The sequence below is a fragment of the Burkholderia sp. Cy-637 genome (genome assembly GCF_011753175.1).
Classification (GTDB): domain Bacteria; phylum Pseudomonadota; class Gammaproteobacteria; order Burkholderiales; family Burkholderiaceae; genus Burkholderia; species Burkholderia gladioli.
This window is the reverse complement of the sequence record NZ_VWWC01000109.1, coordinates 1-25,787: the sequence shown is the minus strand read 5'-3', so window position 1 is coordinate 25,787 and position 25,787 is coordinate 1. Positions and strand designations below refer to the sequence as shown.

The following is a 25,787-nucleotide window of genomic DNA, read 5'->3' as shown; positions in this document are numbered from 1 at the left end:
GGCGTTGCCCGCGGCCGGCATGCCGGCCGGGGACGAGCCCGCCGGCATCGAGGGCGCGCCACCCGGGGCGCCCTCGCCGCTGCCGCCGTCGTCCCCCTTGCCGATGGCGGCCTGCAGTTGCTGCAGCGCCTGCATCAGCATGCCCAGCACCGCGCCGAGCGTCTGCGGATCGGCGCCGCCGAGCGCCGAGGCGTCGCCGGGCTGCGCGGCGCCGCCCAGCGGCCCGCTGGCGGAAGGGATCACCGGGCCCGGGCCCATGCTGAAGTTACCGTTGACGAGACTGACCATTGACGCACCGCTCCTGTGGACTGGACCTGCTGCACGAGATGCCGCCGCGCGGCATGAATCGGTCCAGCATTTCACGAAGCGATCCAGCGGAACGTACATCCGCGAACCCAGGCATCGCCACGCGAACCGCCGCGGCGCTTTCGCGTATGAGGAAAACGCGACCGCGCCCCAAGCCTTCGAAGCCACTTCAACGGGCTTTCGAAAACACCTTTCCACAAGGCTTCGCGCCGGCCGATATCGTCACGAAAAGAAGCCGGGCCGGCGCCCGCATCGATGCCGCCCGGGCTGCATCGATACATTCACGCCAGGAGGCTCACCGGCGGCCCGATTTGCATTATGCTTCGCGCAAGCGCGGCACCAGTCCACCGGCGAGCATCGCGCGATCGCTCCGGTTCCACCCGATGCCGGCCGCGCCCGCCGATCGGCCGCCGCGCCCAGGCATCCCCACGCAGGAAAGCTCCGTGTCGCTCCAGCCTCCGCCCTCGTCCTCCCCTTCGGCCGAAACGCTGCTCGAAATCGTTCACGCCCAGACCGAGATCGCGAAACTCGGCCTCGATCTCGGCAGCGTGATGGCCTTCGTCGCCGAACGCGGCCGACGCCTGACCGGCGCCCAGGGCGCGGTGATCGAACTCGCCGAGCAGGACGACATGGTCTACCGCGCCACCGCCGGCATCGCCGCCGACCTGCTCGGGCTGCGCCTGAAGCGTGCCGGCAGCCTGTCGGGCCTGTGCGTGCAGACCGGCGAGATCATGCGCTGCGACGATTCCGAAACCGACGATCGCGTCGACCGCGCCGCCTGCCGCCGCGTCGGCCTGCGCTCGATGCTGGTCACCCCGCTGCGCCACCTCGACACCACGGTGGGCGTGCTGAAGGTGATGTCGCCCGAGGTCGCCGCCTTCGACGAGGCCGACATCCAGGTACTGAAGCTGATGTCGGAGCTGATCGCGGCGGCGATGTTCCATGCCGCCCACAACGAGACCAACGAGCTCTACCTGCGCGCCACCCACGACGCACTGACCGGCCTGCCCAACCGCGCGCTGTTCTACGACCGCCTGCGCCAGGCGGTGCAGGTGGCGCAGCACTCGGAAGGCGCGCTCGGCATCCTCAACCTCGACCTGGACGGCCTCAAGCCGATCAACGACCGCTTCGGCCATCGCGCCGGCGACGCCGCGATCCGCGAGGCGGCGCTGCGCATCGCCCGCTCGGTGCGGCGCTCGGATACGGTGGCGCGCGTGGGCGGCGACGAGTTCGGCGTGATCCTGCCCGGCATCGGCGGCCGCCTGGATGCCGAGCGGCAGAGCGAGCGGATGACCGAAACGGTGGCCGAGCCCTTCGAGTTCGAGGGCCACCAGCTCGATCTCGGCGTGAGCGTCGGCATCGCGATCCTGCCCGACGACGGAGTCGACATGACGGGCCTGATCGACCGCGCCGACCAGGCCATGTACGCCACCAAGCGCCAGCGCAAGGGCAGCGACGGCCGCTGAAGGCCGGCAATCGCCCCGACGCGCGAAGCCCGGGCCCGGGCCCAGGTTTACACGCTGGCGCGGCCCGGCCCGACGTGCCACCATGTGCGCGCGGCGCGCGCCGGCTCGCGCCGCCTCACCGAGGAGCAGCGAACATGGCATTCCCGACCGCCGTCGACAAGCAGATCACCGATGCCGTCACCCAGGCCGATACCGGGGTGCTCGGCGATGCCCCCGCCATCGCGATGGGCAATCTCTTCGCGGCGACCGAGCAGGCGCTCGCCAACGCCGCCCACAACGCCACCACGGCCCAGCAGCAACAGAACATCACCGCCCAGGCCGCCACCGTGATGGGCGTGGCCACGCTGTATTCGATCGACACCGCCGCTACCGGCGAAGCCACGACGCGCATCTTCCAATGACCGGCGCGGCGCCGGCGAGGCCGAGGCCCCGCCCGGCTCGCCGCCCGCGCTTCCATCCAGCAGGAGTCACCCATGACCGTCATCGTTTCAGGCCGGCTGCAGCAAGGCCTCGGCAGCTTGTCGGAACCCTCGCGGATCGCGCTCGCCTTCGTCGACGGCGGCATCGAGTGGCTCGCCTGGGCCGTCGCCTCGCCCAGCGCTCGCTACGAGTTCCCCGACGAGACGCATCTGCTGGACGGCGTGCAACGCGGCCTGCACGCCTCGCCGCTGACCTTGCTGCCGACGCTGCAACTGCTGGTCAGCCCGGTCAAGCTGCTGACGCTGAGCCTGGCCGACCTGCGCGCGCTGGCGATCGTCGAGGCCGGCGACGACTCGGACTTCGCCGTGTCGCGCTCGCGCGCGGTGCTCGACGCGCATCACCTGCTGCCGCGCGAGGAACTCGCCACCGGCACCGGCTGGCTGGCCCAGTTGGGGGTGGAAACCGCGCCGCTGTTCCAGGCCCTCGACCTCGACGGCAGCCTGGCGCTGGCCGCGCTCGGGCAACTGCCGGAGCTGGCGGGCCATGCCGAATACCTGCAGCGCGAGGCGGCGGCCTTCGGCATCGAGATGGCGCGCACGCCCCAGGAATTCTGCGATTACTTCCGGCTCTACCTCGACCGCGTCGACGGTCTCGGCAACCACGCCGCCACCAATGCGGCGCAGCGCCGGGACGCGGCGCGCTCGGCGGTGCAGGCGCTGCTGCCGCTGCTGTTCGGCGCGCTCGACTGCCCGCAGGTCGGCGGGCTGGTCGGCCCGTCGGCGGTGGCCGCCGCGGTGCAGGCCTGGCTGCGGCAAGGGCGGATGCTCGGTTTCGCGCGCCTTTCACGCGGCGCGCAGCAGATGGTCCGCCATGGCGGCTACCGCGACCAGGCCGCCCACGAGGCGCGGCACCTGGTGGAGCGCTACCTGGCGGCGGCCGGCGAGCTGCTGGCGGCGAACCCGGTCGAGCGCGGCGTGATGGGCCAGGACGGCGCGACCTGCTCGTTCCGCATCGAGCACGGCGCGCGGCAGGCGGTGCTGCAACTTGCGCCGGACGGCGTGGTGTCGCTGTCCGCGTTCCACCCGGGCGCCGTCGGCTGAGTCACCGAGGCGGGCGTCCCGGGCGCAGGCCGGGCCTGCCCGCACGAAGCGCTGACGGCAGCGCTCACTGCAGCATGAAGGTCTCGTATTCGAGCGTGTCGAGCTTGCGATCGAGCCAGTAGAGACTCGCCAGCATCACCACGAACAGCGCGAGCGCGAAGCCATAGCCGTAGGCGGCGGGATTCGAGGCCAGCGTCAGCGCGGTCAGCACCACGTTCAGCACCACGAAGGCGCCCACCAGCCACAGCACGATGCGGCGCTTGTCGAGGTAGAAGAACACGTTGATGATGCCCATGAACACCACCTGCATGCTGGCGGCGATCACGTCGATATAGAGCAGCGGCAGGTAGAGCGCCGGAATCCCCAGCCAGTGCAGCAGGGTCGGCGCGGCCGCGAACAGGATCAGCGCGGCCATCCCCTGGATCTTCAGGATTTCCCACACGCCCTCGCGCAGCGCCTCCACCATGGCGCGCTGCATGCGCTCGATGTGCTGCAGCGAGGCGCCCTCGCGCACCGCGTCGTAGAACGCGTCGTAGTACTCGACGAAGTCGGTCTCGATGCGCAGCAGGAACACCGCCATGCCCGGGATGATCGCCAGGTAGGCGAGGAACACCGGGATGTCGTAGATGATCGAGGCGCGCAGCGGCCCGATCACCGGCTGGCCGGTGCCCGCCGAGTACCAGAACATGAACTTGTCGATCCAGATGCCGAGGTTGTAGAGGAAACCGATCAGCATCAGCGAGGGATAGCGGTAGCGCTTCTCGAAGATCTCGAAGGAGATGAAGCGGTCGCTGTCGAAATCGCGGTAGATCAGCCCGAGCAGGCCGCACAGCAGCACCGTCTGGCCCGCCACGAAGCCGGCCAGCAGGCCCGTCAGCCCGAAGCCCTTGAGCGCCAGCGCGGCCAGCGCGGTGGCCGCGTAGCCGACGAAGAACACCACGATGATCGCCACGTAGCGCTTCATGCCCGACAGGAAGATGGTGGCGATCCAGATATTGCTCATCACCACGAAGCCGGCCAGCATCAGCAGCCGGTAGCCGGCGGTCTGGCCGCCGAACGCGAACAGCGCCAGCAGCGCGCCGATCAGGGCCGAGGCGGCCGTCACCACCAGCATCACCGCGTGGAAGTTCGGCAGCACCAGCTCGCGTCGCTTCTCGAACAGGCGATCCGAGGTGAAGCGCGTGTACCAGAGTTGCAGCGGCCCGGTCAGCACCAGCGAAACCGCGATCAGGTAGGTGACCGACACCTGGAACTGCGTGACCGCGCCGTTCGGCTTGACGAAGGGCACGCTCAGCACGCCGATCAACAGGATCCCGACGATCGACAGCACCCAGGGCCCGGCGCCGATCAGCCCCGCGTAGGTATAGGCCTGCATCAGCCCCGTCAGCGTGTTGCGACGGAGCATCTTGCGCAGCTCGAATCCGATTCCGGCCATGGCTCGCCGCCCTCCTCAGTGCGCCGCGCGGGCCGGCGGCCCGTCCGCGGCCGGCTGCGCCGGCGCATCCGCCAGGCGCCGGTACAGCGTGCGATAGGCGCCGATCATCTGCTCCTGCGTGTAGTAGCGCTCCACGCGCGCCACCCCGGCGCGCTGCGCGGCGTGCCAGTTGTCGTCCTGGAACAGCTCGATGGCGGCCTCGGCCAGCGCGCGCGGGTCGGCGATCTGCACTACCCGCCCGGCCGCGCCGAGCGCCGCGTCCTCGCCGGGCAGGCCTTCGATCAACTGCCGGCAGGAGCCCACGTCGGTGGTCACCGAGGGCACGCCGGCCGCGAAGCCCTCCAGCACCACCAGCGGCAGCGCCTCCGAGATCGAGCTGAGCACCAGCAGCCCGCACTTGGGCAGCAACTCGTCGATCTTCTGGAAGCCGAGGAACTTCACCTTGTCCGCGAGCCCGAGGCTGTCCACCAGCGCGCGGCATTCCTGCGCGTAGGCGAGATCCTCGTCCTCGGGGCCGGCGATCCAGGCCTCGGCCTCGGGCATGCGGCGCAGCACGGTCAGCATGGCGCGGATGAAGGTCTTGATGTCCTTGATCGGCACCACCCGGCCGATCAGGCACAGCGTCTTGGGCACCGCCGCGGCGCGTTGCGCACGCAGCGGCGCGAGACGCGCCAGGTTCACGCCGTTCGGGATCGTGCCGGTGCGCGCGGCCGGCGCGCCGTCGAGGATCTGGCGCTGCCGGTTGCCCTCGTAGAGCGCGATGATGTCGCTGGCCGCGTCGTAGCAGGCGCGGCCCAGGGCCTGGAAGAAGCGCACCCAGAGATCGCGGAAATAGCCGACCTGCGAGACGTCGCGCTCGAAGATGCTGCGGTTGTCGCGGATCCACTCGCTCTGGAACAGGTCGATCTTGCGCTCCTTGGTGTAGATGCCGTGCTCGGAAACCAGCAGCGGCCGCCCGCTGCGGTAATGCGCGAGCGCGCCGAGGAAACCCGCGTAGCCGGTCGACACGGTGTGCAGCACCTTGGCCGCCGGCAGCCCCTCGGCCACGCGCGCGAGCTGCCAGAGCGGCTTGTGCATGATGCGCACGGTCCAGAAGTAGTCGACGAAGGACGGATCGGTGCAGTGCTTGCGGTATTGGTCGGTGAGGAAATCCCAGGCCTGCTTCGAATACAGGAAGGCGTCCTCGCCGAGCGCGCCGCCCGGCTTCAGGTCCGTGAGCATCGACTTCAGCAGTTGCGCGCCCACCTCGCGCATCGCCGGGTTGCGCATGGTCTCGTGCAGCTTCGCCGAGCGCGCGAAGGCCTCGGCGTCGCCGCCCATCTTCTTCACCAGCGGCGGCGGCGCGAAATCGTAGAGATAGTGGGTCTCCAGGTGCACCACGTTGTCGGGCAGCGCGTACTGCTGCTTGACGTAGTCCTGCGGGCGGCTGCCGAGGAAGCACAGCGCGAAGCTGTGCTCCGGGAAGGCGCGGATCATCTGGTTGACCCAGCTCGACACGCCGCCGCTCACGTAGGGAAAGGTGCCCTCGAGCAGCAGCAGCACGTCGGCGGAGGTGGCGCGCGGCAGCGCGGGCGTGGCCGGTGTGGTCATGGTGGAACTCATACGCGGGGGGCGCCGGCGGCGGCCGGTTGCCAGAAATCGAGGGCGGCCTGCAGGGTCGGCGTGACGGCATGCCGGTCCATCGCGCCCAGCAGGCTGCGCACGCGCGGGAAATCGCGGCGCCAGTAGGCGGCCTCGGCCAGGTAGGGCAGCAGCCGGTCGCGCGGGAAGCCGCAGTCGATCGCGCGCTGCAGCATCGCGTCGGCCGCGTCGAGCTCGCGGCGCAGCAGCGCCAGCCGGCCGCGCAAGCGCCACAGCGCGGCATCCTCGGGGATCAGCGCGAGCGCCGCCTCGGCGTAGCGCTCGGCCTGCGAGATCGCGTTGTCGTAGACGTCGCCCGTCACCAGTTGCTGGTAGATCAGCTCGCCGTACAACTCGGCCAGCACCTTGTTCGAGCGGGCCCGCTCGACGCCGGAGCGCGCCGCGCCGCCGGGCGCGTCGAGCACGGCGCGCTCGGCCGTGATGCGCTGGGTCAGGGCCTTCTCCTTGCTCTCCAGGCTGCCGTAGGCCAGCAGGCGGATGTCGTCGAGCGGGTCGGCCAGCATCTCCTGCAGGATCGGCGAGACGGTGCGCACCGGCAGCGACTGCATCGCGAGCAGCGCCGTCATGCGGAAATCGACGCTGGCCTCGGCATTGCGCAGCTCGGCCTTGAGCCGCGCGCCGCGGCCGTAGGACACCGAGCCGATCAGGTACTCGGCGAATTCGGGCTCCTCCACCGTGTTGACGGCCAGGCTCGCGCGGTTGGCCGGCAGCACGCGCGACAGCAGGAAGGCGCCGAGCGTGCAGAGGATGCCGCCCAGGGGCACCGCGAAGTCGAGAAAGCCGAGCAGCAGCAGGCCGCGCCAGGTAACGGGCCTGAGCCGGCGCGGCAGCAGCCGCGCGCTGCCGGTGGCGGCGAACAGCGCGGCCAGCAGCTGCACCAGCAGGCACAGCGCGAACACCCGCGTATTGGCCTCGGCCGCCGCGGCCGCGGCGCCGGCATCGACCGGCAGGCCGCTCAACCATTGCGCGGACGGATCGGGCAGGCTGCGCAGCGTCAGCAGGCAGGCCAGCACTTGCAGCGCGATGCCGAGCGCCAGCGTCAGCACGGCCAGCAGCGCGCCGAGCGCGTCGCCGGCCGGCGCGCGCGGGCTGGCCGGATCGGGCCGGCGCGGCTCAGCCGGCGACACCGCAGTGCTCCATCAGCTTGACCAGCGGGCGCATCGGCTCGCTGGCCGGCACGTTCATCGAATACACCGCCACGTGGGCCGCCTCGAAATCGACGCCGAACTGCGCGCGCAGGTTGTCCTCGATGCGCAGCAGGTAGCCGTCCACGCCGCTGGCGCCGGACAAGGGCATCAGGGTCAGCACGGCGCGGCGCCTGCTGCCGATCACCTCCCACTGCGAATCGAGCGCGCGGCGCGTGCGCACGATGTGCTCGCAGAGCGCGGCGCCCTGCTCGTCGTTGTCGAACACCAGGGTGACCACCGAGGACAGCACCTGCGAATCGCGGCGCAAGTGCACCAGCCGCGCGTAGTCGAGCGCGAAGCGCTGCGGGCAGGCCGGGAAGGCGCTCAGCATCTCGTGCGAGACCTCCGCATGGCGCACGCCGTCGGCGTAGAAGCTGCAGAGCACCAGCAGGAACTGCAGGTTGTCGCGGGTGAGCGCCAGGAACGGCATGCGCTCGATCGCCACCACGCCCACCGGCTCGCCCTTCACGTCGAGCAGCGGCACGCAGGCCAGGTAGCGGCTGCCGATCGCGGCGGCGCCGGCATGCGCCTGCGCGTCGACATGCACCAGCCGGCGCGTCTCGATCGCCTCGCGCACCAGCGGATCGTGCACGTCGAGCGGCCCGGCGCCGCCCACCGAGGCGGCCGCCTCGGCCGCCGGCGCGCCCTGCCGCCAGGCGTGCACGCTGGCCACCTCGAGCTGCACCGCCTGCGCGGCCACGTCGAGGAAGGCCTGGGCGCCGCGCAGCGCGAGATCGCCCTGCTCGGCCGGGCTCGGCAACTGCTCGAACACCACCGCTCGCAACCGCGCCAGCGAATCGCGCAGCGTTGCCGGGCTGCTCAGCAGGTCCTGCTCGAGCCGCTCGTGCGAGAGCCGCAGCATGAACTGGTTGCGCGTCAGGATCGACAGGCGCTCGGACAGGTAGTCGTTGGCGATCCGGTTCTGCCGCAGCCGCGACATCCAGATGTCGCCGAACTGGCCGGTCAGCAGCGTGAGGAAAAAACCGCCGAAGAAGAAGCCGACCGGGAACGGCCGGCTCAGCACCGTGTCGCCGGTGAACACCGCGCTAGCGCCGCCCGTGCCGGCTGCCACCGCGGTGACGACCGGCACCGGCACGGCCGGATACAGCAGATACCAGGCGGCCAGCAGCACGAAGCCCGATACCAGCCCCGCCACCGAGCCGTAGCGCAGCGAGACCACCACCGGCACCAGCCAGATCCACCCGAAGCCGCTGTGGATCAGCAGCGGATCGTCGGCCGAGAAGGCGCGGCACAGGCCGATCGCGATCAGCGTGAAGCCGAGCGTCTCGAGCAGCGCGACGGTGCGCCGTCGCGCGCTGCCCTCGGGCGGCGCGATCAGCGTGCTCCACCATGCCGCCGCGCCGGTCGCGCGCACGGTTCGCGACTGCCGCGCCGCGCGCGGCTCGCCCGGGTCCGGCCCGGTTGCCTGCGTATTCATGCCCACCGCCTGATCGATGTCGATATCGGTTTCATCACCGCCCCGCCCTCGCCCGCCAATCCATGGAGGCTCAGCGGCCGAGCGGCGCGAGCAGCTCGCGCTCGAGCTTCTGCGCCACGCCCGACAGCGCGTCGCGGCTCCAGCCGGTGCGGCTGCCGGTGCCGGTCCAGACCACCTTGCCGGTCTGCACGTCGATCACGTCGAAGCTCAGGCCGACGGCCGGCTCGCCGTCCACGCCGACCTTGTAGCGCCACTCGTTGACCGAGCCGGTCAGCGCGTAGTGGATGTTCTGCTGGCGCGCCCAGTTCAGCGCGTTCTGCTGCGCATCGGGCTTGGCCGGGTCGAACAAGGTCTCGTCGTCGCCGCCGCCCGGGTAGGTCACCAGGTTCTGGTAGCCGAAGGTGCGCAGCAGGCTCTGCGCGATCGAGCCGGCGCGCTGGCCGGCCTGCGGCGTCTCGGTGTGGTTGGCGATCGGCAGGACGGTCCAGGTCTCGCCCTTGGCGGCGGGAATCGCCGCGCTCTGGTCGAGCACCGCGCAGCCGCCCAGCGCGGCCGCCGCGAGCGTGACCGCGCCGGCCAGCGCGACGGCCCGCAGGTGCCGCGATGCGTGCTTCGTGTTCATGCGTTTCTCCTCAGATTGCGTTCAATACAGCCAGCGGTACCGCGCGCCGATTTCCTTCACGGACGTCGAACTGTTCGACGACGCCCCTTGATACAGCCCGTACAGCAAGGCCTGGTCGCCGCCGAACACGCTGCCGGCGAGCCCCAGCTCGACCTGCCCGGTCCAGCCCGCGCGCGAGTCGCGCACCGGGCCGGCCGAGAACATCGGCCGCCAGCCCTTCGAATAGGTTTCCGGCAGGTCGTCGCCGAACGAGAACAGCAGCGCGCCCTGCGTGAAGGTCTGCGGCATGAAGGCGGCCGCGGTGGGCGGCGTGCCGGCCGGCAGGATCGCCGCCAGCCGCGCGCCCGGCACGCCGCCGGCGTTGCTGTACTGCCCGTGCGTGAAGACCGCGCGGATCGTGTAGTCGGGATAGTCGGCCTTGATCTTGTAGCCGGCGCTCAGCTCCAGCAGGTGGCCGTCGCCGAAATAGGTGCGGTCCTGGCCGTGGAAGCGCGAGTATTCGTAGCGGCCGCTGCCGAACCAATGCGGATCGAACTGGTAGCTCAGGCCCACCGAGGCCAGGTCCTTGACGCCGCCCACCATCAGTTGCGTGGTTTCGGTCGCGTCCTGGTTGTAGCCGACCGCGTAGCTCAGGGTGAGCTTCGAGTTCAGGCGCGCCCGGCCGTCGACGCGCGCGGTGGTGATATCGCGCAGCGCCTCGCGGCGGCCCACCGTCAGCGTTTCCTGGTCGTCCTGGCCCTGGTGGCGGTACATCGCGCTGAGCACGCGGTCCTGGCTCGGGATGTGCGGCAGCGTGGCCGCGTCGCTCGACTGCTCGCGCTGGCGATAAGTGAGGCGCACGCTCTGCGAGGGCGTCAGCCGCGCGCCCACCGAGGCGCTCTGCTCGTTGTAGCGCAGCGCGCCCTGGTTGCTGTAGCGCGTCGAGACATCGACCGACTGCGCGCTCTTCATCAGGTTGTCGCGCAACTGCTGCTGCATCACGTCGTCGTGCGGGGTGGCGATCAGCGACTGGTAGGCCGTCGATTGCGCGTCGGTCAGGCGCCCCGTCAGGGCCTGGGCGTCGACGCGGTTCTGGCGCGGGATCAGGTCCGGCAGCGTGTCGAGCAGGCGGTTCAGCGTATTGACGTCGCCCTCGTCGATCGCCAGCTGCGCCTCGGCATAGACCGGGCGCGTGTTGCGATCGATGAACAATTTGGTCAGCCACGCATGTTCGAGATCGGGTTCCTGCTGGGCTTGCGCCCAGGAGACGGCGGCCTCGCGCGCGATCGCCGAGACCACGCGCTGCTCGCGCCGGATCGCCTGCTGCTTGAGCGGCGGCAGCATGGCGAAATCGCCGAGTTGCGACTGATAGGCCGCGCCGCCCGGCCCGCCATTGCCATCTTCGCCGTCGCCGGCCGCGTCGGCGCGCAGCATCGCGATCAGCACCGCGCGCGACTGGTCGCCGTTGGCGAACTGGGTGGTCAGCGAAACGAAACGGCCGGCCAGGTCCTCGCGCTCGGCTTCGGGCAGCGGCGCCGCGTTCGGGTCGCGGCGGCGCCGCGCCAGCTCGACCCAGGTCGACTTGCGCAACTGCCAGGCATCGTCGGCGCGGCCGTCGAGTTCGAGCGCATCGGCGAAGGTCAGGCGCCAGAGCGGATCCTGGCGGTTCGCGTCGGCCTGCTTGCGCAGGTAATGCAGCGCCATGCGGCCGTCGCCGAGCCGCAGCGCGGCCGCGATCATCGGCGGCCACAGCGGCGCGTCGCTCTCGGCATGGGCGCCGTAGCGGCTCATCGTGTCGCGCAACTGCGCCTCGGTGCCGCGATCGTTCAGGTACCAGAGCCAGGTGACCTGCGCCTCGGTGCTGTCGGGCGCGATCGCCAGCGCGCGCTGCACGTCGCGCGCCACGTCCTGCTGGCGGCCCGCGTCGCGCTCGTACTGGGCGCGCGCCAGCAGGAACGGCGCCGACTGCTCGGCCGCCGCCAGTTGCTCCGCGCTCAACGAGGCCAGCAAGGGCGCGATGCGGCCGCGCGCGTGGGCGCGCTCGTAGTAATAGATCGCCTGGGTCAGCATCCGCACGTTGCCGGTCTGCCGGTAGCCGTATTCGGCCAGGCGCGCCGCGTCGATCGGCGTGTCGTCGTAGAAGCCGATCATCGCCTCGAGGTCGTCGCGGCCGGCCTTGCCGCTGGCCAGCAGTTCGCGATAACCGGCGCCCGTGTCGTGCTGCTGCTGGGTGGTGGTGCCGAGCAGCGCGTAGAAGCGCCAGAAATCCTGGTCGGCCGGGGTGGCACCGCGCTTGCCCTCGTTCATCGCGGCCAGCGCCGCGTCGAAGCGGGTGCGCGTGTAGAGCATGGTGGCGATCTTCAGCGCGTAGCCGGCGTTCGGGCCGTAGTCGCGCTCCAGGTCCTGCCAGCTGCGCAGGGCCAGGTCGTCGTCGCCCTTGCGCTCGGCCTCGGTGGCGTAGCGCTCGCGCGCGAGCCGCCCGAGCGGTCCCTTGAAGCGCGCCTGCAGGAAGCGCAGCGCGCCGTCGGGGTCGCCGTTCAGCTCGTAGGCGTTGACCACCGCGTCGAGCCGCTTGATGTCGCCGGGGCTGGTATCGGCCTGGTGCAGGGTCAGCGCCAGCATCGCGCGCTGGTCGTTCAGGCCCGGCGCGAGCCGCGCCACCTGCTGCCAGGCATGGGCGTCGCCGCGCGATTGCGCGAGCGCGAGATAGTTGGCCAGCGCCACGTCGGGATGGTGGTTCCATTCCGCCACCTGGGCGAGCCGTTCGCGCCAGCTCGCGGCGCCGGGGTCGCGCTCGAGCGCCTGGTTCGCGACGCGCTCGGCGCTGGCGACATCGCCGGCGGCCAGGAACACGCGATAGGCCAGCGCGAAATCGGCATCGCCGGCCTTCTGTTTCGGGGCCGCGTCGGTCGCCGCGGCGGAAGGCGGCGAAGCCGGCACGGCTGGCGTGGCCGTGGCGCTGGTGGCGTCCGCCGGCGCGGCGGGCGCGTTCGCCGAAGCCGGCGCGCTGCCCGAGATCGGCCCCGTCACCACCTTGCCGTCCGCGCTCGAGGCCGAGGCGGTGGTCGAGGCGATCCGCAACAGTTGCACGCCCTCGCCCGAACGCGCCGCCGCATCGCGCAGCGGCAGCGCGCGGCGCTTCACGGCCGGCAGCCAGGCCGCGCGCAGCCACAGACCCTGGTCGTTGCGATGGGCGATCAGCGGCTGGTCGTGCTCGGCGCCGCCGGCGTGCACGGCCGCCGGGCCGGCGCCATCGCCCGAGCGTTGAACCGTAAGCGCCCTGGCCATGGCGCCGTCGAGGCGCAGGCTCGCGAGACGCATCGCGCCGGCCTGCGCACCGGCATCGCCGAGCACCTGCAGCAAGCGCTTCACATACTGCGCGGCCAGATCGGGCCGCCCCGCCGCGAGCGCCACGTTCGACAGGAAGCGCAGCGTGTCGGGATCGTCGCCGAGATCGCCCAGGTGCGCCTGCGCGGCGGCCATCGCGCCGCCCATGTCGTTGCCCGACTGCAGCGCCTTGACGCCGGCGATGAAGGCATCGCGCCGCGCCGCCCGGGTGGCGGCGCGCGCCTGCAGCGCGAACCAGGCATCGGCGGCCGCGCGATAGTCCTGGCCGCCGAGCCGGGTGGCCGCCAGCTCGGCGAGCCAGGCCTCGGCATGCGCCGGATCCTGCTGCGCGAGCCGCGCGTAATAGCGGCCGGCCAGCGCGTTGTCGCCGAGCCCGCGCGCCTGGCGCGCCAGGGCGCCGAGCGCCTCCAGGTCCCAGGGGCGGTCCACCGCCTGCGCGAGCAGCGCGTCGAGTTCGCGGATCCGTGCCGCGCGTGCCGGATCGTCGGGCTTGAGCGCGTAGAGCTTGCGCTGCGCGATCGAGATGCGGATCGCCAGCGCGTTCTGGCGCGCCGACGCATCCTGCGCGGCATCGAGCCGGTCGAGCATGCGCGCCACGTCGGCGCTGCGCCCGCCGCGCAGGTAGGCGCGCGTGAGCACCGCCTGCACCTCGGCATTGTTCGGCTCGATGCGCAGCCAGGCTTCCAGGTAGGCGATCGACAGGCTGTCGGTGCCGGCCAGCACGCGCACGTCGAGCTTGCTGCGCGGATAGGCGAGCAGCAGCAGCGCGCCGATCAGCACGCCGAGGACCAGCACCACGGGCAGCGGAAAGAACCGCTGGCGCTCAGATGTCGCAGGCGACGTCAACATGCAGGCTCGAAGGGGTGGAAGCAAGCGGATGGCGGGTGACGCGGCAGGCGCCGGCATTGGCCAGGCGGAACTGCGGCGCGATCAGCGAATGCAGGTCGAAGGAGAAGCCGCGCGCGTTGCGCTCGAAGTTGTCGAGCGAGCCGTTCGCGTCGGCCAGGTACGGGATGCGCGGCGCCTGGGCGGCGTCGATCACGGCGAAGCGCGCCTGGCTGCCGCTCAGGTGCACGTAGGTGCCGCCCGGGCCCGGCGCGTAGCCGGCCACGCCGGTGGCGCCGCGCAGGTCCGGCACCTTGCCGGCCGGCAGGCGCACCGTGCGCAGGCGGCCGGCATCGCGGATCACCCAGGCATCGCCGTCGCGCGCGATGCTCATGTCCAGCGAGTCGAGCACCTTGCGCGCGTAGTCCGACGAGAACACCGGCGTGACCGGCTGCGCCAGCACCGCCTTGAAGATGGTCTCGAGCGCCTTCATCGAGGCCAGCTTGGTGCCCGAGAACATGTGGTAGTAGATGTCCATCGGCTTGAAGCGGATCGGCGCGTCGGTCATCGCGAAGGTTTCCAGCACGCGCGTGAAGCCGTAGAACGGGCCGTGCCAGAGGTCGGTGTAGAGCTCCTCGTTCTGGTTCGGCGCGAACACCTGGTAGTAGCCGTCCTTCATCACGCCCAGCGGCGCGATCGCGGTCCAGCTCGGGTAGCTTTGGGTGATCAGCGTGTCGCCGCCGTTCATGTTCAGCACCCCGGCGCGGTAGGCCGCCTTCAGCACCGGCGCGGGCACCTGGCAGTCGCCGCTCCACAGCACCATCTTCACCGGCTTCGCGGCCGGCGCGATCTCGCGGTCGATATAGGAGATCGAGCCGCCCACCTCGCGGTCGATGCTGAAGCGGTAGCCGGGGATGTCGATCGACAGCCCGCTGGAACTCGCGGTGCCGCCGCCCTCGGCCGGCGCGTCGTCGTCGGACACGCCCAGCCCCGTCACGCGCATCCATTGCAGCGGGTGCGTGTAGGTATGGGTGGCCACCTCGACGTTCGGCAGCTCGAACAGCTTGCGGCCGATCCCGCGCAGATGCGCGGCGAAGGCGCGATACGGGCCATCGTCGCTCACCTCGCCCTCGATCAGCGAAACCGTGGTCGGCATGCCCGAATCGCGCAGCAACCGGTACAGCTCGTCGCCGGAATACAGCGGCGTGGCCGGGGCGTTAGGCATGGCCGCGGTCGAATACTCGGCGCGCGAGGCGAAACCGTCGCCGTCGATATGCGACATCAGCAGGCGGCGGCCGTTCTCGGTGGTGGTGTCGGGCACCGGCATGTCGGCCGGCAGGCGCAGCGCGGCGCGCAGGAATTCGAGCGGCTGGGTGACCCAGCGCGACTGGTTGACGGCGCCCAGCGAGTAGACGCCGAACGGCCGCATCACGTAACCGCCCCAGGGCGTGAGCGCCGCACCGTCGATCTCGAAGGCGCCTGAGCGCAGCCGCAGCAGCGAGCGGCTCTGCGCGCCGGCCCGCACCGCCGTGTAGTCGCGCGGATCGGGCATCGGCTTCATCTCGAAACCCATCAGTCGCGGGTCGTAGTTCTCCACCTCGAGGCGGCCCTTGGCGGGCGCGCCGTCCACCATCGTCAGGTCGAGCTTGCGCGCGAGCTGCACGTCCATCGGCGTGCCGAACGAGGTGAACACGGCGATCGGCATGTGCGCGTCCACCTGCGCCTCGAGCCAGGCACGATAGGCGGCGCCGCGCGGCACGTCGTTGTTGAGCCAGAGCACGATGCCGGCGTAGCGGTCCGACAAGGCCCCGCCCGGCAGTTCCCCGCGCGCGTCCACGTAGTCGACCTGGTAGCCGAGATAGTTGAGCGGCATGGCCAGGTAGCGCACGCCCGGCGAGACGTTCAGGTCGGTGCGCGCGGGCGGGTCCTGCAGCACCAGGATGCGGCGCTTGAGCGGCTCGACCGCGCCCACGCCCATGGTGGCCAGCGCCCCGTCGGTCACATAGGGCACCAGGCCGTCGCCGCGGATCCGTTCGATCGCGTCGCGCGAGCAGGAGCGATCGCCGGGCGCGCAGTAGTCGATCGAGATCACCGGCAGGCCGTATTGCGAGCGGATCGTCCTGGCCTGGCCGAGCAGCCAGTCGCGATCGGGCTGGGGCACCGCCACGTAGCGCTGCTGGGCCTGGTTCCAGCCGTGATAGAGCGATTCGAAGGCGACCGCGTAGACCTGGTCGTGCACCTGCGGGAGGATCTCGAAACCGCGGTTGAGGATCAGCTTCGCGGCCGGATAACGCGCGCGGATCGCGCGGATCACGGCGACCAGCCCGGCCTGCTGGCGCGCGCGCGCCTCGTCGGTGGTGGCGGCCAGCTGGTAGGAATCGAGCGTGTCGAGGAAGAAGCCGCGATAGCCCTTCTCCCACAGCGGGCGGATCACGTGATCGACGAAGAAGGCCGGCCAGTCGGGCTGGCCCTGGTCGATCACGCGCGAGGCCCAGGCGGCATTGCTGCCGGCGAACCAGTTCTTCGGGATGCTCGCGTAATAGTCGCGCGAGGGCAGCACCTCGCCCACGCTCGCGTAGGCGAACCAGGTGGTGTGCGGCAGCGGATGCGCGAGCGGATCGAAGCCGCTGTCGGGCTCGACCACCGCCGCGTCGTAGGCTGACAGCAGTTCGACGGGAGGCTGCTTGCCGTAATAGAGGGCGAAGGACGGTTGCGCGGCGGACTTCAGCGGGACGGCGGTGGGAACGGCGGGAGCGGATGCCGCGGGCGCGGCGGCCTGGGCCGTCGGTGCATCGTCGGCGGCCAGCGCGGCAGGCGCGCTCGCCAGGCTCGACGCCAGCAACGCGGCCACGCCGAACCAGCGGCGCATGATGCGCGCCATTCGTGCGGCTCGGGCGTATCTCGTATCGGCGGCGTCGTTGCGGGAGTCTGGCTCCCGCTTATCGAACAGGCGGCGTCTCGTCATCGATTTCCAGTGCGTCGATCGGCAAGCGGGCAAACCACAAGGTCATGGCATGGCGCCACCGGACCGCCCTTTTTTTGAATACGGCGATTCTAGCCAAATAACGAATGATGGCAAATCCATTTGCCGAAAAGCGTCACAGTGACGACACAATGTTGTCCAGGACTTGCCGAACGCGATGGATGCTGCGTCATTGCCGAGCAGATCGTCGCCGAATCCGCGAATCCCGGTACGGCGGCGCGTAGCGCCGGTATCGACGCGAATGAAATGATCGGCCGGCGCCATTCAACGATTTCGAATGAATCATTTCATCCGGCATTCGATAAATCATTCATGGCGATCGGTAAAAAATAGCCAAGGAGATATCGCCATCGTGGCGGGCTGACCGATCTTCGCGCGATTCGGGCTGTTCGCCCCGGAAACATCCAGATGACGGGATGGTTGCGCATGCAACGCCGCGCGCATCGTCGGCGATAAAGCTGATGAATGACCGGCTCGCGAGCCTCGCCCGAAGCACGATGGACGGGCGGGCGATGAGCAGTTCCCGTGCCCGGGCCGGGCTCGAGAGCGGGCGGCTGAAGCGCCGTAAAAGACACCGCGCCGGCCCCATGCGAGCGCATGCGGGCCGGCCACGGCGGATGAGGATCGGCCTGGGCGGCTCAGGCCGGGGCGCTGGCCTCGTCGAGCTCGCGCACGTCGGCGGCGCTCAGTTCGAGGCGGATCGCCTCGCCGAGCGCCTTCAGTTGTTCGAGCGAGGTGGCGCTGGCGATCGGCGCGGTGATGCTCGGCCGCGCGATCTGCCAGGCCAGCGCGACCGAGGCCGGCGTCGAGCGATGCCGCCCGGCCACCGCGTCGAGCGCCTCGAGGATCCGCAGGCCGCGCGGGTTCAGGTACTTCTCGACGCGCGAGCCGCGCTGGCTCTTGCCGAAATCGGCCTCGGAACGATACTTGCCGCTCAGGAAACCGCTGGCCAGCGCGTAGTAGTTGATCACGCCCAGGCCCAGTTCCTTCACCACCGGCTCGAGATCACTCTCGTACTCGGCGCGATCGTACAGGTTGTACTCGGGCTGAAACACCTGGTAGGCCGGCAGGCCGTCGCGACGGCTGATCTCGGCCGCCTCGCGCAGCCGCGCGCCGCTGTAGTTCGAGGCGCCGATGATGCGCACCTTGCCCGCCTCCACCAGGCTGCGATAGGCGCCCAGGGTCTCTTCCAGCGAGGCCGTGTCGGCCAGGTCGCGATGCGAGAAATAGAGGTCGATGTAATCGGTCTGCAAGCGGCGCAGCGAATCGTCGGCCGCCTTCAGGATGTTCTCGCGCGACAGCCCCGCGCGCGCCTCGAGCAGCCCGACCTTGGTGGCGATCACCACGCTGTCGCGCTTGCCGCTGCGCTTGAGCCACTTGCCGATGATGGTTTCCGAGTCGCCGCCCTGGTTGCCCGGCACCCAGGCCGAGTAGACGTCGGCGGTGTCGATGAAGTTGATGCCGTGGTCCGCGAGCGCGTCGAGCAGCGAAAACGAGGTGGCTTCGTCGGCCGTCCAGCCGAACACGTTGCCGCCGAACGCAATGGGCGAGACCTGGATCTCCGAGTTGCCGAGTGAACGCCTTGCCATCTGTCTGTCCTCCATGGAGTCGTTGAAGCCGCCGGGCGCGCGAGGCGCGGCAGGCGGCGCGATGAGAGCCGATGCGCCATGCTAGTGCCGCGCATCGGCGCGACCAAGCGATTAAACCTGAAATGGAAATGGGCTGCGCTGGGAAGGCCGGCAGGCGAGCGCGCCGCCGGCAGCCGGCGCAAAGGCGCATCGCCGCCTGTCGATGCGCGGCCGGCCTCGCGGCTATTGCTGCCGCCAGTAGACGCTGCGTCCGTCGCCGGTCGGCACCAGCTTGGTGTGGTTGACGTGGGTGAAGGCCAGCGGCGCGCGCACCCAGTCGTATTCGAGCACGAACTGGCGCGCATGCAGCGTCGCGACCAGGTCGGCCAGGCTGATGCGGGCGGGCGCGTAGCCGCGCAGGATGAAATACTGCATCTGCCAGACCTGGGCCCAGGCCCAGTTGTCGTGCCAGCCGAAGTCGCGCTCCGACCAGACCGAGACATGCGCCTCGGACAGCACGTTGTCCACCGAATTCTGGATCGCCGCCTCGGGCAGCACGATCACGGTGTAGGCCGAGCGATAGGTCAGGAAGTTGAGCAGGTCGAGGCCGGCCGATTTCGGCAGGTGCTCGATGCAGTCGCCGATGATGGTCAGGTCGAACATCTCGTCGACCATGCGCGCCGGGATCTCGGTGGCGCTCATCAGGTGCAGCGGCTGGTAGAGCCGGTCGAGGCCGTACTTTTCGACATAGGACGGCTCGATCTCGACGCCTTCGAGCCGCGCCTCGGGCAGCGCCGCGCGCACCATCTGCCCGTACTTGCCGGCGCCGCAGCCGATGTCGAGCACGCGCGAGGGCGCGACCGCGGCGAGCAGCGCGGCCGTGACCGCGTCGAAGGAACCGGCGGAAAACGGCATGGAGGTGTCTCCCTGGAAGATCGATCGGGCCGGGCGGGCCGGCGGCGCTTGGGCGATCAGCATAGCGTTCGCCCGGCCCGCGCCGCAAGGGCGGAGCGGCTGGGGTGGTGCTTGCTTGGGGTGGTGCTTGCTGGGGCCGTACTTGTTTGGGGCCGTACTTGTTTGGGGCCGTGCTTGCTTGGGGCCGTGCTTGCTTGGGGCCGTGCTTGGTTCGGCGCCATGCCTGGTTCGAGCCGCGATTGGTTCGAGCCACATCCGGTTCGCGCCGGCTCGACTCGCGACCGGCTTGGTTCGTCGTGCCGCCCCGATCCGAGCCCCCTTTCAAGCCCGATGTCGCGTCCCGCGGCGGCCCCCTCGATCGATTCCGCGTTGTTCGATCGGCGATCGATCCCCTACAATGCGCCGACCGACGTTTCCGCCTCCACGCCATGCCCCGCCTGCCCGCGCCCTGCTCCCAGCGCGCCCGTTCCCGATGAGCCGCCGCGCCGGCCCGAGCGCCGCGACCACGCGCTACGAGGCGCTCGCGCACGCGCTCGCCGACGAGATCCGCTCGGGCAACGTGGCGGTCGGCGCGCGCCTGCCCTCGCTGCGCCAGATCATCGCCCAGCACGGCGTGAGCCAGTCGACCGTGTTCCGCGCCTACTACCTGCTCGAGGAATGGGGCTTGATCCGCGCCCAGGAGCGCTCGGGCTACTACGTCGCGCCGGGTGCGCGCCTGGCGGCGGCGGCTGCCAGCTCCGCCGCCGCGGCCGGGCCCCAGGCCGTTGCCGGCGACGACGCCCGCGCGCATGCGCCCTCCACCCGCGTCGACATCAGCGAACTGGTGTTCTCGGTGCTGGACGCGGTCAAGCGCCCCGACATCGCCCCGCTCGGCTCGGCCTTCCCCGCCCCGCAACTGTTCCCGCTGCCGCGCCTGGCGAAATCGCTGGCGACGGCCGCGCGCGAGCTGGACCCGTGGAGCACGGTGGTCGACCTGCCGCCCGGCAACGAGGCGCTGCGCCGCCAGATCGCGCTGCGCTACCTGGGCCTGGGCATCGCCCAGCCGCACGACGAGATCGTGGTCACCAACGGCGCGCTGGAGGCGCTGAACCTGTGCCTGATGGCGGTCACGCGGCCGGGCGACGTGGTGGCGGTCGAGGCGCCGGGTTTCTACGCGGCCCTGCAGGCGATCGAGCGGCTCGACCTGCGCGCGGTGGAGATCCCCGTCGATCCCGAACGCGGCCTCGACCTCGACGCGCTGGCCGAGGCGCTGGCGCGCCATCCGATCCGCGCCTGCTGGTTCATGACCAGCTTCCAGAATCCGACCGGCGCGCTGCTGGCCGATGCGCGCAAGCGCGCCCTGGTCGAGCTGCTGGCGCGCCACCAGGTGCCGCTGATCGAGGACGACGTCTATGGCGAGCTGCATTTCGGCTCCCGCGCGCCGCTGCCGGCGCGCGCCTTCGACCGCCATGGCCTGGTGATGCACTGCAGTTCCTTCTCGAAGACGCTGGCGCCGGGCTACCGGATCGGCTGGGCGGCGGCGGGCCGCTACGCGGCGCGCGTGCAGCGCCTCAAGCTGATGACCACCATCTCGGCCAGCATCCCGGTGCAGGCGGGCCTGGCCGACTATCTCGAACACGGCGGCTACGACCGCCATCTGCGCCGGCTGCGCGCGGCGCTGGCCGCCCAGCTGGAGGCGCTGGCGTGCGCCATCGCCCGCTGGCTGCCGCGCGAGGTGCGCTGGACCCGCCCGCAAGGCGGTTACTTCGTGTGGATCGAACTGCCCGAGGAGATCGACGCGATGGCCCTGCACGCGCGCGCGCTGGCGCGCGGCGTCGGGCTCGCGCCGGGGCCCATCTTCTCGGCCTCGCATGCCTTCGCCAACTGCATCCGCCTGAACTTCGGCCATCCCTGGTCGGACGAGCTGGAGCGCGCGATCCGCACGCTCGGCGAGTTGCTGGCCGATCCGGCCGTGCAACGCCGCGGCTGAACGGGCGCTTGCCGCCGGGGTGGGCACGGCGGCGGCATCCATCCCGGAGCCCGCGCCGGGTCCCTTGCCGACGCTTTTCCCTTGCCCGGAATATCGATCCCCGAACTGCTTGGTTGCCAGCGCCGCGCGCGGCTTCGTATAAATCGGGCTTGGTCCCCCCGCAAGGAACGCCCCATGTCCCGCACCGCCCCTCCCGCGCTGTCCACCGGCACCGACTACGAGACGCTGGCCGCGCGCTTCCGGCCGATCTTCGCGCGCATCGCCGAAGGCGCCGTGGCGCGCGACCGCCGGCGCGAGCTGCCGGTCGAGCCGATCCGCTGGCTCAAGCAGGCCGGCTTCGGCGCGATTCGCGTGCCGGCCGAGGCCGGCGGCGCCGGCGCCTCGATCCCGCAACTGTTCCGCCTGCTGATCGAGCTGGGCACCGCCGATTCGAACCTGCCGCAAGCGCTGCGCGGCCATTTCGCCTTCGTCGAGGACTGGCTCAACGCCGAGCCCGGCGAGGCGCGCGACACCTGGCTGGCGCGCTTCGTCGACGGCCAACTGGTTGGCAATGCCTGGAGCGAGATCGGCGAGGCGGCGCTCGGCGAGGCCGGCACCAAGGTGTCGCGACGCGATGGCGAATGGGTGGTCGACGGCGAGAAGTTCTATACGACGGGCAGCCTGTTCGCCGACTGGATCGACGTCTACGCGCAGCGCGCCGAAGACCTGAGCCCGGTGATCGCGGCGGTCGCCACGGCCCAGCCCGGCGTGAGCCTGGTCGACGACTGGGACGGTTTCGGCCAGCGCACCACCGGCAGCGGCACCACGCGCTTCCAGGCGGCGCGCGTCGATCCGCACGGGCTGGTCGAGTTCTCGCGGCGCTTCCGCTACCAGACCGCCTTCTACCAGTTGTTCCACCTCGCCACGCTGGCCGGCATCGCGCGCGCGGCCGAGCAGGACGCCGCGCGACTGGTGCGCGAGCGGCGGCGCGTCTACAGCCACGGCAACGGCACGCGCGCCGGCGACGATCCGCAGATCCTGCAGGTGGTCGGCGAGGTGGCGTCCTGGGCCTATGCCGCCGAGGCGATCGCGCTGCGCGCGGCCGAGCCGGCGCAACTCGCCTATGCATTGCACGACGGTTCGGACAGCCCCGGGGAACATGCCGCGAACCTCGCCGCCGAGCTCGAATCGGCCCAGGGGCAGGTGGTGGTGACCGAGCTGGTGCTGCGCGCGACCACCCATCTGTTCAACGCGCTGGGTGCCTCGGCCACGCGCGAGGCGAGCGATCTCGACCGTCACTGGCGCAACGCGCGCACGGTGTCCTCGCACAATCCGGTGGTCTACAAGGCGCGCATCGTGGGCGATCGCTCGGTCAACGGCACCGAGCCGCCCTTCGTCTGGAAGGTGGGAACGCCGGCCGCGGTCGCCGCATCGGCCGCGGCGGATCGCAAGCAGGCGGCCTGAGCCCGGGCAGGCCCCAGACGATCGTCACTCCACCCGCCACCATCGCGGCAGCAGCCGCTGCACCTCGCGGCGCCGGTAGCGATCGTCGATCAAGTGCACCACGCCCTCGTCGTGCTCGGTGCGGATCACGCGGCCGGCCGCCTGCACCACCTTCTGCATGCCAGGGAACAGATACATGTAGTCGTAGCCGCTGCCGAAGCGCGCCTCCAGCGCGCGCCGCATCTGCTCGTTGACCTCGTTGACCTGCGGCAGCCCCAACGTGGCGATGAAGGCGCCGATCAGCTTGTCGCCCACCAAATCGATGCCCTCGGCGAACGCGCCGCCCAGCACCGCGAAACCGATGCCCTGCCCGCCTTCCCGGAAACGCGCCAGGAAGGCGTCGCGCGCGGCCTCGTCCATGCCGCGCTCCTGCATCCAGACCGGCAGCTCGGGATGCGTCTCGCGGATCAGCTCGACGATGCGGCGCAGGTAGTCGAAGCTGCTCAGGAAGCCGAGGTAGTTGCCGGGCCGCTCGGCGTATTGCCTGGCGATCAGCTCGACGATCGGCGCCAGCGAGCGCTCGCGGTCGCGCCAGCGCGTCGACACGTGCCCGGCCACGGTCACCTTGAGCTGCGCGGCGCGGAACGGCCCTTCGACGTCGAGCGCCGGGGTCGCCTCGGGCAGGCCGAGCGTGTCGAGGTAGAAGTGGAACGGCGTCAGCGTGCCCGAGAACAGCACGGTGGCGCGCGCCAGCGCATGGCGCGGCGCGAGGAAATCGGCCGGGATCACGTTGCGCACGCACAGCACCGATTTCGCGCGCCCGCCGCGCGAGCCGCGCTGGCGCGCCGCCTCGCCCTCGACGCGCGTGACGTCGAAGATCGAATGCGTGTCGAACTGCTCGGCCAGGTTGACGAAGTGCATCGCGTCGAAGGCGAACTGCAGCACGTTCGGCTCGATCGACAGCGGCGCATCGGCCATCACCTCGCTGACGCGCCCGATGAAGCGCTGCGCGGCCAGCAGCAGCGCCGAAGGCACCGTGTCCATCACCAGATAGGCGGCTTCCTGCTCGCGGTTGAGCGCGTTCCACTCGCGGTTCAGCTTCTCCAGCGGCGCGGCCAGGGTGGGCGGCGCGTGACGCTTGGCGTCGGCCAGCACGAACTGGTCGAGCGTCGCGCTGTACATGCCGCGCGCGCGGTCGAGCAGGTTGTGCGCCTCGTCCACCAGCACGCCGATCCGCCACTGGTTCTGCACCGCCAGCGAGTGCAGCAGCGCGCTGCCGTCGTAGTAGTAGTTGTAGTCGCCGACGATCACGTCGCTCCAGCGCGCCAGCTCCTGCGCCAGGTAATACGGGCAGACCTGGTGCGCCAGCGCCACCTCGCGCACCGTCGCGCGGTCCAGCGTGCGTAGCGCCAGCGCTTGGGCGCGCGCGCCGCCCAGCCGGTCGTAGAAGCCGCGCGCGAGCGGGCAGGATTCGCCGTGGCAGGCGCGGTCCGGATACTCGCAGGACTTCTCGCGCGCCACCAGTTCGAGCGTGCGCAGCGGCAGCGGCGCGGCGGTGGGGGGCGCCCCTGCAGCCGGCTCATCAGGTGGGGCTTCGGGCGATGAGGCTTCGGACGGCAAATCACCTGCGGCTTCGGATGACGCATTCCCAGGCGGTGGATCGGCCGTCGATGCATCCGCCGCCGCGCCCTCGTGCGCGGCGCGCAGCAAGGCCAGCGCATCGAGCGCCAGCGCGCGCCCCGGGGTCTTGGCGGTCAGGAACAGCACGCGGTCGAGATAACCGTCGCCGCAGGCGCGCAGCATCGGGAACAGCGTGCCGACGGTCTTGCCGATCCCGGTCGGCGCCTGGGCCAGCAAGGCGCGGCCGTCGCGCGCGGCGCGATAGACGTCGGCCGCCAGCGCGCGCTGGCCGCTGCGGAAGCTGCCGTGCGGGAACGGCAGCACGCGCAGCGCCGCGTCGCGCGCCTCGCGATGCGCGGCCTCGCTGGCCGCGAACGCGGCGAAGCGCTCGCACTGCGACTCGAACCAGTCGCGCAGCGAGTCGGCGCTGTGCGTCTCGGTCAATACCGACTCGCGATGCGAATCGACATCGAAATAGACCAGCGCCACGGTCAGGTTCGCGAGGTCGCGCATCTTGCAGAGCAGATGCCCGTAGACGCGCGCCTGCGCCCAGTGCAGCGCGCGATGGTTGGCCGGCATGCGGTTCAGGTCGCCGCGATAGGTCTTGATCTCCTCGAGGCGGTTCAGCGCCGGATCGTAGCCGTCGGCGCGCCCGCGCACCGCCACCTCGCCATGCTCGCCGGCCAGCGCGATCTCGCGCTCGTAACCGTCGTCGCGGCGCGAGGTGACGATGCCGTGGCCGATGATGCCCTCCTGCGACGAGGGCGCCGGCGTGAAGCGCAGGTCGAGATCGCCGCTCTTGGCGGTGAACTCGCACATCGCGCGCACCGCGACGGTGTAGCTCATGCGCCCGGCTCCGCTTCGGCATCCACATCGGCATCCGCCCACTCGACATCGATCACGCGCACCGGCACGCCGTGCGCCACGCAGTAGTCGAGCCAGCGGATCTGGTTGTCCTGGAGGCGGTCGCCGGGGCCCTTCACTTCGATCAGCTCGTAGCGGCGCTCGGCCGGCCAGAAGCGGATCAGGTCGGGCAGCCCCGAGCGGTTGCCGCGCGGGTCGTCGAGCAGGCGTTCGAAGCAGCGGCGCAGATGGCGCGCGTCGATGCAGTCGAGCGCCAACGCCAGCAGGCCGTCGTCGAGCGCGCCCCAGAACACGAAGGGCGACTGCAGCCCGGCTTTCTCGCGATAGCGGCGCAGGATCGTGTCGCGATAGGCGCCGCTCTCGAGTTCGGCCAGGCAGGCCTCGAAACCGGCCGCGCGGCGCGCGCGGAAATCGGGCGCGTGCAGGTCGGCCGGGCCGCGCTGGAACGGGTGGAAGAAGGCGCCGGGCACGGCCGCGAACACGGCGTCCCAGCACAGCAGCCCGAACAGCGAGTTGATCAGCGTGTTCTCGACGTAATGGACCACCGCGCCGGCGCCGCTCAGGTGCGCGCCGACCGCCGTCTCGACCGAATGCGGGACCTGCGGGATCGCCAGCACCAGGGTCTCGCGCGCGGCCGGCGCCAGCGCGGCGAGGCGCTCGACGGGCCGCCCGGCGCGGA

Annotated in this window: 17 protein-coding genes and 1 pseudogene; 5 read left to right on the top strand and 13 right to left on the bottom strand. The window is 71.0% G+C overall.

Annotated features, from left to right (window positions below):
• Positions 1-288 (bottom strand): annotated as a pseudogene (locus F3J10_RS24250) (hypothetical protein); the annotation flags it as partial.
• A 461-nt stretch (positions 289-749) separates the two neighbouring features.
• Here F3J10_RS24250 and F3J10_RS24245 point away from each other — a divergent pair.
• The 3 genes from F3J10_RS24245 to F3J10_RS24235 all read left to right on the top strand — a co-directional run bounded on the left by F3J10_RS24245 (position 750) and on the right by F3J10_RS24235 (position 3,292).
• Positions 750-1,772, top strand: coding sequence for a sensor domain-containing diguanylate cyclase (locus F3J10_RS24245; protein WP_345791232.1), 1,023 nt, complete (start codon positions 750-752; stop codon positions 1,770-1,772).
• Between the two features lie 134 nt (positions 1,773-1,906).
• On the top strand, positions 1,907-2,173 hold the full coding sequence (locus F3J10_RS24240; protein ID WP_025101238.1) for a RebB family R body protein: 267 nt from the start codon (positions 1,907-1,909) through the stop codon (positions 2,171-2,173).
• Between the two features lie 72 nt (positions 2,174-2,245).
• Positions 2,246-3,292 carry a hypothetical protein gene (locus F3J10_RS24235; protein WP_166916561.1) on the top strand — a complete coding sequence of 349 codons (1,047 nt, stop codon included), beginning with the start codon at positions 2,246-2,248 and terminating at the stop codon, positions 3,290-3,292.
• Between the two features lie 64 nt (positions 3,293-3,356).
• Here F3J10_RS24235 and pelG read toward each other — a convergent pair whose 3' ends face one another.
• From pelG to F3J10_RS24185, 10 genes are all read right to left on the bottom strand, one after another.
• Positions 3,357-4,727, bottom strand: a complete 1,371-nt coding sequence (gene pelG, locus F3J10_RS24230; protein WP_167243159.1) for an exopolysaccharide Pel transporter PelG — start codon at positions 4,725-4,727, stop codon at positions 3,357-3,359.
• 15 nt (positions 4,728-4,742) lie between these two features.
• Complete coding sequence (gene pelF, locus F3J10_RS24225) at positions 4,743-6,317, bottom strand: GT4 family glycosyltransferase PelF (RefSeq protein ID WP_025101241.1); 1,575 nt, start codon at positions 6,315-6,317, stop codon at positions 4,743-4,745.
• 8 nt (positions 6,318-6,325) lie between these two features.
• Positions 6,326-7,495, bottom strand: coding sequence for a sugar ABC transporter permease (locus F3J10_RS24220; RefSeq protein WP_167243158.1), 1,170 nt, complete (start codon positions 7,493-7,495; stop codon positions 6,326-6,328).
• Positions 7,482-8,993, bottom strand: a complete 1,512-nt coding sequence (locus F3J10_RS24215; RefSeq protein WP_167243157.1) for a PelD GGDEF domain-containing protein — start codon at positions 8,991-8,993, stop codon at positions 7,482-7,484. The genes F3J10_RS24220 and F3J10_RS24215 overlap by 14 nt, the downstream gene beginning before the upstream one ends.
• A gap of 70 nt (positions 8,994-9,063) precedes the next feature.
• A complete protein-coding gene (locus F3J10_RS24210) occupies positions 9,064-9,615 on the bottom strand; it encodes a penicillin-binding protein activator LpoB (protein ID WP_167243156.1) in 552 nt (183 codons plus the stop codon).
• 21 nt (positions 9,616-9,636) lie between these two features.
• Positions 9,637-13,791, bottom strand: a complete 4,155-nt coding sequence (locus F3J10_RS24205) for a tetratricopeptide repeat protein (protein ID WP_167243155.1) — start codon at positions 13,789-13,791, stop codon at positions 9,637-9,639.
• Entirely contained in the window at positions 13,766-16,648 is a 2,883-nt protein-coding gene (locus tag F3J10_RS24200) for a bifunctional glycoside hydrolase 114/ polysaccharide deacetylase family protein (RefSeq protein WP_240155700.1), read from the bottom strand. Before F3J10_RS24200 ends, F3J10_RS24205 begins: the two co-directional genes overlap by 26 nt.
• A gap of 126 nt (positions 16,649-16,774) precedes the next feature.
• Positions 16,775-17,014: a hypothetical protein gene (locus F3J10_RS24195; protein ID WP_167243154.1), complete on the bottom strand. Its 240-nt coding sequence runs from the start codon at positions 17,012-17,014 to the stop codon at positions 16,775-16,777.
• 374 nt (positions 17,015-17,388) lie between these two features.
• Entirely contained in the window at positions 17,389-18,339 is a 951-nt protein-coding gene (locus F3J10_RS24190) for an aldo/keto reductase (RefSeq protein ID WP_025098931.1), read from the bottom strand.
• A gap of 222 nt (positions 18,340-18,561) precedes the next feature.
• On the bottom strand, positions 18,562-19,233 hold the full coding sequence (locus F3J10_RS24185; RefSeq protein ID WP_025098932.1) for a class I SAM-dependent methyltransferase: 672 nt from the start codon (positions 19,231-19,233) through the stop codon (positions 18,562-18,564).
• A gap of 472 nt (positions 19,234-19,705) precedes the next feature.
• Here F3J10_RS24185 and F3J10_RS24180 point away from each other — a divergent pair, with 472 nt between their 5' ends.
• Positions 19,706-21,202, top strand: a complete 1,497-nt coding sequence (locus F3J10_RS24180) for a PLP-dependent aminotransferase family protein (protein WP_167243153.1) — start codon at positions 19,706-19,708, stop codon at positions 21,200-21,202.
• A 174-nt stretch (positions 21,203-21,376) separates the two neighbouring features.
• The gene (locus F3J10_RS24175) at positions 21,377-22,645 is read left to right on the top strand and encodes an acyl-CoA dehydrogenase family protein (protein ID WP_167243152.1); all 1,269 of its coding nucleotides are present in this window, start codon (positions 21,377-21,379) and stop codon (positions 22,643-22,645) included.
• A gap of 24 nt (positions 22,646-22,669) precedes the next feature.
• On the opposite strand, the gene F3J10_RS24170 is transcribed toward F3J10_RS24175, so the two are convergent.
• Both F3J10_RS24170 and F3J10_RS24165 read right to left on the bottom strand, forming a co-directional pair.
• Positions 22,670-25,090: an ATP-dependent DNA helicase gene (locus F3J10_RS24170; RefSeq protein WP_167243151.1), complete on the bottom strand. Its 2,421-nt coding sequence runs from the start codon at positions 25,088-25,090 to the stop codon at positions 22,670-22,672.
• Positions 25,087-25,787, bottom strand: a 701-nt coding sequence (locus F3J10_RS24165) for a VRR-NUC domain-containing protein (protein ID WP_167219593.1), incomplete at its 5' end; no start/stop codon positions are given. The genes F3J10_RS24165 and F3J10_RS24170, both read right to left, overlap by 4 nt.